This is a genomic window from Salmonella sp. 5800 (assembly GCF_046558195.1).
Lineage (GTDB): Bacteria > Pseudomonadota > Gammaproteobacteria > Enterobacterales > Enterobacteriaceae > Salmonella > Salmonella enterica.
The window spans coordinates 109,181-123,889 of the sequence record NZ_JBGDOX010000003.1 but is presented as its reverse complement, the minus strand read 5'-3'; the positions used below and the strand labels follow the sequence as shown (position 1 = coordinate 123,889).

At 49.4% G+C, this 14,709-nt stretch carries 7 protein-coding genes; all 7 read right to left on the bottom strand.

The genetic code is table 11. The annotated features are described in order from the left end of the window. Positions 1–21: 21 nt before the first annotated feature. Positions 22–2,253, bottom strand: a complete 2,232-nt coding sequence (locus ACLJZ5_RS07845; RefSeq protein WP_024797635.1) for a hypothetical protein — start codon at positions 2,251–2,253, stop codon at positions 22–24. After that, the gene (locus ACLJZ5_RS07840; protein WP_024797636.1) at positions 2,250–6,944 is read right to left on the bottom strand and encodes a hypothetical protein; all 4,695 of its coding nucleotides are present in this window, start codon (positions 6,942–6,944) and stop codon (positions 2,250–2,252) included. The genes ACLJZ5_RS07845 and ACLJZ5_RS07840 overlap by 4 nt, the downstream gene beginning before the upstream one ends. An 11-nt stretch (positions 6,945–6,955) precedes the next feature. After that, positions 6,956–9,154 (bottom strand): DEAD/DEAH box helicase, encoded by a 2,199-nt coding sequence (locus ACLJZ5_RS07835; protein WP_024797637.1) that lies wholly within the window; start codon positions 9,152–9,154, stop codon positions 6,956–6,958. After that, positions 9,151–10,467 carry an ATP-binding protein gene (locus tag ACLJZ5_RS07830; protein ID WP_024797638.1) on the bottom strand — a complete coding sequence of 439 codons (1,317 nt, stop codon included), beginning with the start codon at positions 10,465–10,467 and terminating at the stop codon, positions 9,151–9,153. Before ACLJZ5_RS07830 ends, ACLJZ5_RS07835 begins: the two co-directional genes overlap by 4 nt. Before the next feature lie 3 nt (positions 10,468–10,470). Continuing rightward, positions 10,471–12,798, bottom strand: a complete 2,328-nt coding sequence (locus tag ACLJZ5_RS07825; protein ID WP_024797639.1) for a TerB N-terminal domain-containing protein — start codon at positions 12,796–12,798, stop codon at positions 10,471–10,473. Between the two features lie 182 nt (positions 12,799–12,980). Next, positions 12,981–14,039, bottom strand: coding sequence for a nucleotidyl transferase AbiEii/AbiGii toxin family protein (locus ACLJZ5_RS07820; RefSeq protein ID WP_228373340.1), 1,059 nt, complete (start codon positions 14,037–14,039; stop codon positions 12,981–12,983). Between the two features lie 9 nt (positions 14,040–14,048). Next, positions 14,049–14,666: a DUF6088 family protein gene (locus ACLJZ5_RS07815; protein ID WP_023202708.1), complete on the bottom strand. Its 618-nt coding sequence runs from the start codon at positions 14,664–14,666 to the stop codon at positions 14,049–14,051. Positions 14,667–14,709: the final 43 nt, after the last annotated feature.

The window sequence follows — 14,709 nt, the reverse complement described above, 5'->3', positions numbered from 1 at the left end:
AAACACCGCCCTAAACTTCCACTAGTTCTCCACCATCAACCGGGCAAGCTTGGCAAAAATCGAACTCTTACTACTTTCGCCGCTCCTGAGCATATCCAGGGTGAAGCTATTGAGGTAAACACCAGCTAACGGGTGGCTAAATACATCGACGGCTTTGCCCCGGGCATCCCATATCAGCAGATTTTCCACCAGGTTAGGCCGTGCAATAGTAGGATTTGTAGGCTGGGCATCGCTTACCAGAACAAACACGCCATTCTCATGCGGTTGCAGATAAATATGGTGGTGCTTCATCTTTTGCGTTTTGGTCAGCGAGTCGTATTTCGAGCGGCCTGGTGATATCAGATAGGGCAGTACGTTTTGATCCGGTTTTGCTGAGCGGGTGATGGCGTACCCGTTAAATTTATCTCCTTTACGCTCTGCCAGCGCTTTTTCTTGTTCCTGATAAGCGTATGAATCGACAATATTAAATTGCGCCGGGCCAATCAGGCGTGGCACGCGGGAGCTGTTGTAGGTGGTAAGCAGGACATCTGCGGCGTGGTCGTAGAGATAGAAGCTTTTGTCGAATAATTTCTTTAATCGTCCCAGAGAGGGATGATCAACGGATAGATAGCCTAATTTACCTTCAGAGATCCCGGTATCAACCACCCTAAGTTGGCCGTGCTCAATTTTTAGTTCAACATGCCCAAGGAGAGAGAGATTGTTTTTCGTTTTGCGTACCGCATAGGCGGTATAGTGCCCGTCCGCCAAATCTGGTAGAGGGATGTGATGCTGATTGAGTAAGCTTTCTTTGAACCATAGTTCGGTTTTCGTTCGCCGTATCTTACTGTTTAGTAAGGTAACTGCTGACTTGAGACGGCTGTGAGGCTTCGTAAGATCGATTTCGTATTGAGCAGGGTCGCTCGCTGAGCGTTCGTTAATAAGAACAATCGCATCCAGCAATTTGCGATCAATATTTATACCCTGCAAGACCACAGGTAGCGGTTGCTGATTTAGCCACCCTTGCAAACGATCCAGTTTAAGTTGGGTATAGGTATCCCAATTGAGTTCGGGTTGTTTTCGGGCGTCGGCAAAAGCCGCATAGAAATCATTGTACTCAACAGATTCATTATCTTGCTGGCGGATGCTGTTGCTCCGTTCTTCATCTACCGCATTGAGCACCAGAATAGAAGTATTGGCGGGCAGCCCAGAAAAGCCGGTTTGCTGAGAATGTTTAAGCGATGCCAGCGGCCAGAGTTGATATTCGGGGAACTGGATGGCTAATGCGTCAAAGAAATAAGCTTCTTGCGTGGCGCTGAATTCGACGCCGTTATTAACCACCAACAGCGTATTAGCCAGCTGTTGATCGAGGTCGGTAGCGAACTGATTGACCTCGTGGGTGGCCTGAAATGGGATAGGTTGATGGGGGATCTCTAGTTCACTGAGCCGCTCGCAGGCAGCATTCATGATCACGTTATAGGTATAGGCTTGGCATTCACCATAGCCGCTGCGCTCACGAAAAAAGTCCAGTTTGCTGTCCCGGGCATCGAGTTTGCGCCGGGCTTTGAGCCGACGATTATCGATGTTAAACCACACGCCGGTATCGTCCAGAGAGAGGTGCAATTCATCCTCCGGTTCGACCAGAAATTTTCGTTTGTGCAGGGTAAAGGCGAGTTCGTTATATTCTGATGCATAAATGTCGAGTTCGAATGACTCCATCACTCCAGTGCCGCTTTTCTGCGTGACGGGCTGACTCAGGCGAGCGTTGAGATAGAACGTAGAGTTGAAGTAGGTTGGCGGTACCGAAAAGCGCTCACTGGCTTGTTCCAGCATTACCATTTTCAAATGCAGACTGAACAATCCCTGAATCAGGCGAGACAAATCATAATTTTCAGTTGTGAGTCGTTGGCAAAGCGTTTCAATGCGTTCTGCCAAAGTCCGATGCGCTGGGCTGTTCGGTGCAGCAGCAGGCTCTAGGAAAAAAAAGATGTGATGGTAATTGGGTAAGCAATGCAGCTCATATTTTACCTCCTGCCCGGCCTCCAGCCCAAGCTTCTGCCGCACGCAAGATTTTATCTCCTGATGAATTCGCGCATAGTAATCAGCGGATTTTTCTTTTCGCTCTTTAGTAAAGCGCTGAACCATAAAGTCTATCGTATAGATATTAGATACCGGAACCAATAGACGCTGGATGGTCGTCAGTTGATCTTCTTCAAGCTTGATCAAATTGGTGCGGGCAATTGGGGCGTCTGACAGCTCATTCAGATTAGGGATCATGAGACTTTTCCTTTAGTCGGCAACTTTTCTACACCCAGCAGGGTTAGTAACATTGGGTTAATGTCCAATGTCATGCTCAGTTTCGAGTTTTCCTGAGCTCGTCCGCTCTCTCTATTTTTGGGCTGATAGTACTGGTAGTCGGTTTGCAACAGGTTAAGGTAGTGGATCGTGTGATCCACGTTATCTTGCCACATCAGATTATTGGGGTTCTGGCTGTAGGCGACGTTCAGATAGACAAATCGAATGCGTTCGTAACGGCCTGCCAGCACAGCCTGAAGCTTTTTCTGCCCCTCTGTGTCTGCCTTTTGGCTGGTGATATTACGGATCTGGCGAATCTTGTTGTTGCTTTTCTCAAGCGTTTCTTCTGCCCGCGTTAAATCGTCCAACTGTGTCGCCCAGCGTTTAACGTCGATGCAGAGCAGGTCGTCACCCACTTCAATAAAGCGGTCAAAAAACTCATATACCAGCGGTTCAAGGCGTTCAAACACCTGTTGGTCGGAGAGTGGGGTAACGCCATAACTTTTTAGCACTTTATCGAAGAGATATTCACCAACATTGCCTTTGAGCAATGGAACTAGCTTGGGGTTGGGCACCCATTTTTTGAATGCCGTTTCCTGGATGTTGTCACATTCACGAATCAACTCGCCGACCAGGTTGCCGGGGGTAAAATCGACATCGTTTCTATACTGCGGAAAGAGGGTGAGCTCTGGCCGGTACTCTCTTGCGCCGCCAGCGAAATCCGACAGGGCGGAATAATCTCTGTGGACAAGTCCATCCGGGTCGCGTTTGTGGCAAAGTAAAATAGTTTGGTTGCCCTGTTGGCGATCGATAAACAGGGCGTGGTGGATAGATTGCATTTGCCGATTGGCGACATACAAGGAATTAGCCTGAAGTTTTTCCAGCCAACGCAGGGGATCGGTAAAGGAGTCAGAATCACGGAATAAATTACACAATTCGAGATATTCAAGGTTGCCGGCGCGTACCTGATTTATCCAGTCGGTTTTCAGGACTCGCTTATGAACAGCATCGATGCGGCGACCATTTTCTAAGATAGCCTGTTCAAACGCATGCCGCTGTTCAGCATCACTAAATGACTGGCTCTGACTCAGCTTTTCGCACTCCTTCATGAGGCGGTGGTTAAGCAAGGACATGCTTTCTGATATGACCTCGTTAGCGCCATCTTCACTGAGGGCTGCGAACTGGAATGCAACATTACGGAACACATCGCGGGGTAAAAAGATTTCTGTTTTCAATAGAGTGTCGCGACGCTCGACTCGCCCTACGGCCTGCACGACGACTTTGAATAAGCTCATATCATGTTCGGCCATTAACAGGCGATAGTTTTCGCCGTGGGCGAAATTAACGTTGATATCGGCCAACTTGTGGACGGTAATATCGTCATCGGCGTAGTGTTTAAGCACGGTAACGTAGTTAGGTAATGTATTGAGGTTGCCGCTGTTGTCCTTTACTTCGCTGTAAAACGAGGAGTTGATGAGCACTAAGCGCTCAAAATCGACATCCAGACGTGGTGCATTGACATCATTAATATCGCCGTCATGGTATTTAACAAAGTAGTTGAGGCCGGTGCCTGCACTTTTGTAGCTGCTCATAAATACCAGTACGGTATTGCTGTTCTGGAGATAGGTTTCTTGCCTAATATCTTCGACATTAGCCAGTGGTGAATCGAAAAAGACCAAATGGACGGTGTGACGCCCTTTGAATGGGGTAAAGGTCAGGATCTGGTCATGTTTCTTATCGTTATCTGTTTTTTCATCGCACCGGGAGTGCATACCGTACTGCTTGCGCCAGGTTGTCTTATGCGTGCGCCAGGCGCTGATAAAGGCCCGCTTAAACGTCCCTGAAAGTGACAAAATCAGGCTGTTTTTACCCTCGTAGGCGGCAAGCAATAACGCTTCCAGCTCCCGGCAGTACTGGCGTCGTTTATAGGTATTTTTCAGGGCGTATTCCAGCGGTTCTTTTAGCGCTTTGAATAAATCGTTATATACCTTTCGAAAGGTTTCGCTGTTCTGGCAGATATCGGTCAATTCCATCTGTTCATCATCAAACACTCTGAAGTCGACTTTGCGGATACTGGCCCTCAATCCACGTAATGCTTTAAGCGTGTCGATATCTGCCTTTTCGCGTTCAACGATTCGGTAGCCAAGGTCGCGGCTATAGCGTGCCAGGAAGCGGCGATTGAAGTTACCGTTTTTGGTGTGGCTAAAACCGCTGGTGGCGCTAAGCCCTATTACTTTATTGTGCGTACCGGTTAATAAACGCAGCAGCATGGCTTCGGGCAACTCTTGTACCAGATCCATTTCGAACGCCAGAATAATTGTGCGCTCGGCTCCCCTGTTCACGTAATTGAGTTCAGCTATCGGCGTCATCGTGAATACGGTTTTGGGTTGCAGGTAAGTGTAGAAATGATCAATCAACAAGTTTTTATCGGTGGTGCGATCGAAGATGTGGCGCACCACGCCAGCTACGTTATTGGCTGCGTCAACAAACTGGCCCAAAGGCGTATTCTGGCTGCTGGAGTTATCCTGGCCGCCATTCTTTACCCAGCGCTTAAAGTGTCGGTTGGTGATATCAGAACAGGCGGAGAGGATGACGGAGACCAACTGGAACAGATCGTGCAGGGTGGGGTTGGTGTCATTGGCATCATTTTCGACTTCGTAATACAGCTCAGTGCGCGTTATGTCGCCTTCGCTGTTTCGCATACGAATGCGTTTTAGCCCCTCTTCATTAACGTACATTTTGGGGTTAAAGCTGAACACATTGCGGGTGATGGAAATGATGCGTTCGGCGGCGTCGCCATTGACTTCGAATGCCCCTAACTGGTCGCGAAACATCTCCAGGATCGATCCCAGCGTTGTACCTGGGGATAGTTCGCACTTTTCTGCCAGTAAATTGCGCAGAGTAGTGATGAATTTGACCATCTCTTGCTCAAAGGTCGTTTGCGCTTCTTTGGGCTTGTTTCGGCGCTCTAAGCTGAGTACCGCGTTGTGAATACGTCCTGCGACGGAAATAACGTGCGCCAGGTTATTTTCCTGTGTGATTAGCTTTACATGGCACGTTTCTTCAAGGCGGGTGTAAGCTTCATGCAGTTCATCGATTATCACCGTGAAGCGGATATTTTTCTGGCGAAAAGGGCAGTCTGGATTACGTTTGAAGTGTTCGTCGCGAAGATAGGCAACCTGCCCGGTATGACCGGCTGCCGCAACGGTGCTGATCTGTGGATCTTTGGGGCTCAGCTTGCCGCCAAGGAGCAGGTCAAAACCTACGGGCTCAAAATTCACACCTTCGCCTCGTTTACGAGGTGTCAGGCGATAAGTTGATGTATCGAATTTTTTGGTGGTCATTAACAGCACTGATGGGCGGTACTGACACACTTCGAAAGGCAATACCTGCTTGATAAGCTCGAAGTAGACTTCGTGTACGCTCATTTTTGACGCAGGCTTTCCCAGCATTGCGTTAAGCTCTCGCTTTCTGCGAGCAAGCAGCCCGCAGCGAATATATTCTTGAATCGACGTTTCACCATTACCCCGTTCAAATAATGACTTGCATGCCGATACAATGGTGTTGCGAAGACTATGACGGTAGTTCTTTAGCTGGTCTTTGATTATTTCTATATCAAAATCCGTATGCTGACTATTGAATGTTGCCAGTTGTTCTTCACAACGATCAATCTGCGAAACCAGGTGATTAAGTGAACGCATCGCAACACTGATAAGGGAGTTGTTATTGGCATTTTTATACCAACGGGTATAGCGGTCGCGGTTTTTCAGGCCAGAGGCCCAGTCCATAAAATCAAGGTCGGCAATATCATTACGGGAGAGAACGCAAATGAACTCGCCACCAGCGGCCAGAATTTTCTCTTTCTGGTTGCTGTCCAGATCGATTTGTGATTTTTGCGGCGACATGAACAACAGGTTGGTAAAGCCGCCTTCGGGAAACAGGTAATTTGGCTGCTGGGCTTTGGCGAAACGTTCCAGATATTCAACATACCCTTGAATCACGCCATAGCTTTTGCCGAACCCCGTGCCGTCGGAACTGAAAATAACCTCAGCGCCATCACGTTCATGCACGTGGTAAAGTTGAGAGACTTGGGCGCGACAGGCGTTAATCTCTTTAATCAGCGTTATGTCAGGAATTTGCCTGGAAATGAGATCTTGCAGATTATTATTGATAGTTTTCTCTCCAACACGCTCACACTCACGGTAACTATTGATGGTTATTTGGTCACTTTCGATCAGAATCTTTTCCACCTGCATGGGGGCAAGATGCAAGGCTGTCGCGATTTCATTTATAGTATTGGACAGTGGTTCGTGTGGATTGCTAATCGTGAAGTGGTTTAGTGCTGCCGCAACGGTATCTGGATGCAATGCTTTTCTGAGGGTGGGAAAGGTGAGGCTGTAATCGTATAGCGCCAAATCATTGCTTATCAGGCAGCGAAACGGTTGTTTAGTGGGATCGCCACCAGGACGGCTGGCAAATCCCAAGATTTTTGCCTGTTCGAGGCGATAAAGCAATGCTGGGGCATCGCGGTCAGGTGAGTCAAATGCATCGTGGAGCAGCTGGCTAAATGGCATTGTGGCATTCAGCCGGTTATGGCTGACCAGCGCGGAAAAGTGCTGACGCACCAAGGTTAGCAGCTTACAATCTTCCTCTATAGTCCAGCTTTTTCTCATTCTTCTTCCCCTTAATATAAATGCCCCTGCAACCACTCCTCCACGCGCTCAACATTAAAAGCGCGTAACCCATACTCCTGCGTCAGCAACGCCTCCGGTAAATACTCATCATATTTTTCGAGGCACTTTTCAACGATGCTTTCGGCAAGACGGGATTCGGAAGGTAGCCCTTCCTGAAGTGCGCTGAATAACGCCTGTTTAACCTCCGAGACCGTAGTTTTTTCTACTTCAACCACACCAGCAAACGAGCCCGCCTTGAAACCGCGCTGGATAAGTAATGCCGACAGCGTATTTACGGTTTGATCGCCAAGCCAGGGAAGAATGTAGACATGCTGCCCCTGCTGAATAAAACATTCCGAAGCCAGATTATTATTGCGAAAACAGTGCAGCCCTTCATCAAACAGGTTTCTGGCCGTGGTATCGGCAAAATCGGCTTTGCGATCGCCAACGGTGATGCGGTAGTCTCCCTCCCGATAAATGGTAAGCATTTCCTGGCGGACGACATCATGAATGGACATCCCTTGTCCGCCAAATAACGGCGGCTGCCCGCCCTTTGTCGCCTCGACATAAATAACTTTTTTATCACTATCGATATCGGTTACCTTCCAGCGTCGACCGCCGAAAATAATGTGTTGGTCAGGCATCAGTGGGGAATCAACGGGAATGGAGCCCAGTGTTTTGCTCCCCGCCACAATGCGAAACTCTTCCGGCGTGCTGAACACGGCGTAGAAGGTGTATTGATTTACCTGACGTTCGCCCTCGACGCCCAGAACCAGTTCGCCGCTTGATAGCTGGGTCAGAAACTGGTGTTCCCCCATATGTTTCAATAACGTTTTGAAGTCATCGATCCGGACTTTCTGAAATGGCCCTTGCTGGCATAGCTGTGACCAGATCTGATCCGCACGCACGCCTCCCCACTGTGCCGCGATCGCCAGGATCTGATGGAACAGGGTGGAATAGTGCATCTGCCGGGTATCAGCTGGCTCAAACCATTTGCTGCCGATAAGTAAGCGGATCATGGCCAGCGACTGAACAAGCTGAAGCCTGAGCTGGTCGACAATGCCTGATGTTGGCGTCAGTTCATGTTCGGCAATCAGCATTCTCAATACGGCAGGCGAGTCGCGCCGACCGGAGCGTCCCATTCGCTGGCGCAGGCTGGCTACGGAATGGGGGGCGGTAACTTGTACAACGGAGCTGACTTTACCGATGTCGATGCCAAGCTCTAACGTCATCGTACAGATGGCGGTGGTGGGTAAGTTGCCTTGTTGAAGCCTCTGTTCCAGCGTTTCACGCAGATCTCTGGACAGCGAGCCGTGATGGGGGAAGAACTCATTGGGAACGATGCTCGCTTCACTCAGATCGCTAAGCGTAGCGGCAATGCTTTCGGTCCGTTTGCGACTGTTAGCGAACACCAGATGGGAGTCACCGCGACAGAGGCGAAAGATATCATGACAGATTTGCGTCTCTGCCGACGGCGGCGGTTGTTGGCCCGAGGTGGTTAGCGGTTCCAGATAACCTTTCACCTGTACTTTTAGCGTAGCGTGAGTCTGACTGTCGGTAATAATGTTGCAGGGCAGACGTTGATTTGGCCGCAGAGATAACGGTACTCGCTCCAGTTCCCCCAGCGTTGCGCTGAGTGCGACCCGAGGAACTGGATTGTCGATTCTTCCGAGCAGGTGATCGATTCGATTTAACAGAGAGAGAAGCTGCATACCTCGCTCAGAACCGATGAAAGCATGGAATTCATCAATGGCGATATATGTCAGTGGCGCGAAAGCCTGCTTTAACCATCCCGCATTGCGGATCAGCATCGCTTCCAGCGACTCCGGGGTGATAAGCAAAATACCGGCAGGGTTTTTCTTCGCTTTCAGTTTTTTGCTCTGCGCAACGTCACCATGCCAGGGCGTGACCGGTATCTCCAGCGCATCGCCGAGGCTTTCCAGCCGTCGATACTGATCGTTAATCAGGGCCTTAAGTGGGCTAATGTATAGAATGCCAAAACCGCCCTGAATATCCGCAATGGCAGAACAGGCGGGCAGGAAAAAAGCTTCCGTTTTACCCGCGGCAGTCGCGGCGCTGATCAGGACATCCCGATCGCCCGCTAATATCGGTGGAACGGCTTTTTTTTGCAGTTCCCGGAGATCGGCCCATCCCTGCCGGTATATCCACTTCTGTATCCGTGGATCCAGCCGCTGGTATTCGTTCATCATAATCTGAAGTCGGCCAGACCATCCTCATCGGCATCTTCTGCCGACGCTATTTCATCCATATCGCTGGGCTTTTCTTCCGCGATCGCAACATCAGCGATTAACTGTGACCACTGAATGGACGGGTTTTGTTCCAGCACGGCCAGCATATCCAGGAAGGCTTTAATGGTGTTTCGTGGCGTACGGAAATAAGCATCACCGATGGTATTGCTACAGTGGCGTAAGAATGCCGTCAGCGCATCATCAGGAACCAGATAGTTATCCGCATCGCCGCCGGAATAAACGTGACGCAGGTTTTTCAACAGAATATAGAGCTCTTCCGGCGTCAGGCTGGCTAAGTGTAGGGAAGGGGACGAATAATCAATCACCCCGGCACGCTGGGCGAAGCTGTTTTCCGCCAGCCGAGACTGGAGCGCTTCGTAGCTGTATAGCCCCTTGCGCGGATCGAACAGGAACTCTGGCGTACCGCCAAGTAAAAAGCCAATATACTCAGCCGTTCCTTGCAGACAATCATTCAGAATACGCAGTATCTGTTCATAGTTCGCAACCCTGGCCTGCGTATTGCTTAGTTTGTACAGATTGACCATCTCATCCAGATTAACCAACAGACCAGCGTATCCAGCCTGACGGACAAACAGGCTCATCAGCTTTAGCGAATCGTAGAAAGAGGCATCAGAGATAATGGTGCGCACACCCAGATCGTTACGGGCGTCGGTTTTCGTGGTGTATTCACCTCTTAGCCAGCGGATGGCATTTGATTTCAGTGTCTCATTATCCTGCTCGTGGCCCTGCCAGTAACATTCAATGACTTTGGCGAAATCGTAACCGCCAACCATATCAGATAGGTCAGCGAGCTTTTGGTGAATAATCGTCGGAACCGTCACGTTTGTACTTTCTGCTTCTTTTCTGGCTTCCGTAATAAAGCGCTCAACCACGCTTAATAATGCATTTCCGTCAGGCTTATTGCGCGTGGACAGATTTTTCATTAGCTCAGAATAGAGGTTACGCGCCTGTCCACCCGTCGCGTGGATACGCCTGTCCGGGGATAAATCGGCACTGATTGTCACCAGCTTTTTCTCTAGTGCGATTGAGCGCACAACGCTTAAAAAGAATGTCTTACCGGAACCGTATTCCCCGATAACCAGCCGGAATCCAGCACCGCCATCAGCGATACGCTCAATATCCTGATACAGCGCTTTTATCTCGTTGACCCGACCAACCTGAATATGCTGAATGCCAATTTTAGGCGTAACGCCTGACTTCAGTGACTGAATAATGGCGTCTCTTTCTTTGAGACGAATACGAATGTCAGACATAAATTATCCTTTGAGTTCTTGTGCAATTTCCAGGTCAACGTAAATATCATCGTCATCATCAAGCACCGGGGCGTCAACCTGTTCGAAAGACCAGTCATTAATTGCTTCAATCGCGCCGCTTAGCATCAAATTAAATTGCTGGCATAGCTCAGCGACTTCGTTTCGCGCCCAACGCTCTTTTTCCAGCAAACGTTGGTAAAGCTGGTGATGTGCCTCATCAAGACCTGCGCCAGTATGTGGCGGGATCTCCGCTGGGGATTCGTCTGCGGGTTCATCTTCGGTGAAGATGGTGTTCAGTAACTGGCGTACGTCCGTGGTATCAGACTCATGACGGGCAAGGATCCGTTCATCAAGAGAAAACGCGCCGCTCGTCGTTGATGGGGTTTGTAACGTAGCTGTCGGAGTTGTTTCTGCGGTTGACAGACGGTGGATATCGCTGGTGACGGTACTGCTGTCCAGGCCGAGGCTGGTGTAGATTTTTTCCAGTTGCTTAATTTCCGCCGGATCGATTTTTCCATCTGCGCAGGCGACGCTGATAATCACGTTGCCAATAGTGGATTTATCTTTATCGCTGAGTTGCTCAATTTTACCTTTCAGACCGGCCTGATTTGCAGGCGTATTGAGCCGCCAGGTGAGGTAGGCGTGCAGCGAGCGTTTTTCTGTTGGCGACAACGCATCATTGTGATCAATGGTTTTTTCCAGCGTGACCTGTTCAGCAACATCCACGCACTTGTCCATTTGCGCAATCATGGCGCCCAGCCGAAGCGCCACAGAGACTGACGTAAATTCCGCCGACGGTACGTAGAATTCCGCATGTCCTTCGGGAAACAAAACAATATGTCCTTCTGGTTCTGGCCGGACAAGGTGATAGCGCATATCCGGCGCAATGCCGTAGCCTGCTCGTCTGGCGAAATTTTGCATCAGCTCGGCTTCTTTCTTATTAATCTTATCCGGTACAGGCATACCCAGGCTGGCCCAGAAATCAGCTACTGTCGCTAGTCCTGAATGTTCACGGATTTTCTCATCTGCCCAGTGTTTAAATTCAGCAAACAAACGTTCTGCATCTTCGGTCAGTATTTCATCGGGAAGCAGCATGATGGCGGCGACATCACTTGGTGATGCATCTTTTTTACCGAGATAGCGACTGTAGGCATCCAGCGCGTTGATACAGGATTCTGCAACAGGAATTAATTTCTGAACTGGGGCTTTTAAAACGCTGGGATCGGGAAGATCCATCTGTTTTTTTACCTGAAGTTCCCGAAGCGTACCACTGGCGGGGGTATAGCTTAAATATAACCGTGTTTTGTTGGGTTTGACGACAATACCGTCACCGTATTTTTGAGTATAACGCTGTTTGAATAACGCGGAAAACTCAGAATGACATCGACGGGCAGGCGTGCGCAGGGTGTAATCGGGAAAATAGTGTATCCATGCCAGTGCCAGATCGGCACAAACAGGTTGTCCTTTATCGACCACTGTCGCCAGATTTAATCTGAACAGTAATGAACTCCTCGACGAAAAATACTCGTTCTCGCTGTGCATAGATAGCAGCTTTGGTCTGAGAATGATCATCATTTCCAGCAACTGCGTTGCATAATGCCGGAAGGAACCGCTTGCCTGAAATACGGTTCTCAGGCGCGATATCTCTTCAAATAATGCTTTGAATTCATTGTCAGAAATGGATTCTTGTGTGCCATCTGCCAGTACGCGGCGTTCAAGACCATAAAAATAGATAAAAACATAGCCAACAGGGCAACTCGCATCGCTGCGATCGCTTGCCAGCCAGTCAAGATAGGCACCACGGCAGCGAGGGGAGAGTGTGGCAAAGGTGGGCCAATATCCCAGAGATTCATCATAATAGTGGCGTGAACCAGGCTCAATGGATAAAGAGTCATTAACCAGAGAAGCATCGGAACCATCGTTATAAAGATATCCATATTCACTGTATGAATATGTTTTTAACTGCCCACCAAAATAAAAATTACCGTTCTTAATGACGATGTTTTGAATGGTGATGCTTTCTCCCGGTTTGACCCATCGCGCTGGCGTGGTATTGCTACGGGCAGCGCTTTCTCGCAATGGCTGGCGGCTGGTGCTGTATTCAACCGCCTGTCCATTAACAAAGCTAAAGGTTGCCAGTTCGTCATCATCGGATGCCTGAGAATGCATATTTGTCACGCTGCTGTCTGGCTTATTGAGAGATTCTTGTCGGGATGAATGATTTGTTTTGGTGATGATTTTGCTGTTTATATTGGGGGGAGGCGATTTTTTCTTTTTGGAAAACAGAAGCCAGATAACCGCCAGCATAATAACAAATATCCAGAAGCCCATTCCGTGCCCTTAATTGCTGATAACGCTTCCCGGCATTGTTCTACGAGCGGCAAAGGCGGTAAGCATAAAACTGGAAGAGAGATCGTAAAATGATACCGCGAATAGACTGGAGTACAAGCATAAAACTATTTTATTCAAAAGGCTTATGTCATATGGCTGAGGGATCAATTAGCAGGAATAATTTATATCGATGAACCACACATAAAACGATTGATATTATCCTGAGTATGGCGAAGGCGGTCAGCAATCTCAGTAAATCCGTCAGGCTCACGAAAGAACATTCCCCCTTCCACTGCCGTTTGATGATCCCCGGCGATCGCGGCGAACCGTTCAGCATCGTCAGGCAACAGTTGCAGGTTTCCGACAATCACCTGAGTAAAATCCACGCCCGGTACAGACCAGCGACGTTGCTTCATTTCGACCACATTGCCCATGGCTTCCAGCGTTTCATAGGGGCTGGCAAAATGATTACGCAGCAGACAATCCACATCATACCAGTGGCGTGCCAGTCGGGCCGGATTTGGCGCTTTGGTTTGCGTGCAGAATTGGTGCAGCGCCGTCAGCTTTTCCCAAAGAATATAGCCAGTGTCATAAGCGTTTACGGTCGCGGTGGATAACTTGAGTGTATCCATGCCTGCAATCCCGGACAGATAGCTTACAACAGGCATCAGATCGGTTGGCTTGCCACGATTTCGTCCGCCAAATTCCAACAGAATATGATCGCGCTGATAGGCCATACTGTCTTCTTTCACCCGTGGAAAATAGATATCGACTTTTTCGCCACCGCTGTTGAGTTCCATTTTTGCTTCAAGGCCCGAAATATCATAAATTTGAAAGCGTTGGTTTAACCGTTCTGCCAGCGCGTTTGTCCATTCTGTTAAGCGCTCTTGCTGCTGCTCTCTGAACCGGCGATTCTGGCTGTTATTTAGCGTGCTTTGCTCCCATGCCTGCTGTTCTTCCTCTTCTGAGTGACCTGCCAGATCGGCCCAGTGAACAGAAAGATCGATATCTTCAGAAAAACGCTCAATCACGTTCCAGCATTTGCTTAACGCCGTTCCACCTTTAAACGCGACAGATAAATCTCCCAGCAGATCCTCATTAAAAAGCAGCCGAAGGATCTCCGTTACCCAAAGATCCTTTTCCAGAAAGCTGGCTCCCAGCCCGGAGGGATGCTGCTGTGCCGCGTAAGAGAGGATTTCCTGAAGCTCAAGACGTTGTGATGCAGCTCCGGTAGTAATCAAAAATGTCCATCAGAGCGCCTTTTGCAACGTCATCAGGTGCGAGCGCCACGCGTGAAGCGCAGGCTCATTCATTAACTTTCCGGCAATCTGCCGCGCTTCAGCGGACGGGATGCTCAGCCGATGAAAAGCATTCTTCAGTGTTTCCGGTGGGGTATGTTGCTGATCCAGACTCAGCAAACCGCGCATCAGCTCTCCTTCAGGTCGGTTCAGCCAACGTAACCGGCTTGCTGATTTATGCTGGATCCGGACCAACTCATTGCCGACGCGGAACTCTCGCGTAGGGCCGTTTGACCAGTAGATGCGTTTAACCGGCGCCTGCGTTTGCAGCCCTAGCCGGTAAGCGGCTTCCAGCCCCTGAAGGGTGATTTTGTAACCGCGTTCCTTTGCCCATGCGGCGGCAACGGCATTGGCGCTGGCGACAACGTTTACGGATGGAAGGTTTTTTAACGGTTTTGGCCGGGAGTAGAAACCGCGTTCAACCCGGACCAGCAGGCCTTCTTTGACCAGACGACTCATTGCCTGTTGTACCGACGCGCGACTTCCCAGCGAGTAAAATCCGCTGATGGAAAAGGGAACGCCCCGCTTCATGCGGTGAACCCGCTGGCGGGCCAGAGCGGCAACAGACATTGATTCTCCTGTACTGACATTTTAATTGATATGTGATTTCATT

Coding starts and splice junctions, on each gene's coding strand:
- ACLJZ5_RS07815 (WP_023202708.1), bottom strand. CDS start 14,666: ATGTCTGTTGCCGCTCTGGCCCGCCAGCGGGTTCACCGCATGAAGCGG.
- ACLJZ5_RS07840 (WP_024797636.1), bottom strand. CDS start 6,944: ATGAGAAAAAGCTGGACTATAGAGGAAGATTGTAAGCTGCTAACCTTG.
- ACLJZ5_RS07830 (WP_024797638.1), bottom strand. CDS start 10,467: ATGTCTGACATTCGTATTCGTCTCAAAGAAAGAGACGCCATTATTCAG.
- ACLJZ5_RS07845 (WP_024797635.1), bottom strand. CDS start 2,253: ATGATCCCTAATCTGAATGAGCTGTCAGACGCCCCAATTGCCCGCACC.
- ACLJZ5_RS07835 (WP_024797637.1), bottom strand. CDS start 9,154: ATGATGAACGAATACCAGCGGCTGGATCCACGGATACAGAAGTGGATA.
- ACLJZ5_RS07825 (WP_024797639.1), bottom strand. CDS start 12,798: ATGGGCTTCTGGATATTTGTTATTATGCTGGCGGTTATCTGGCTTCTG.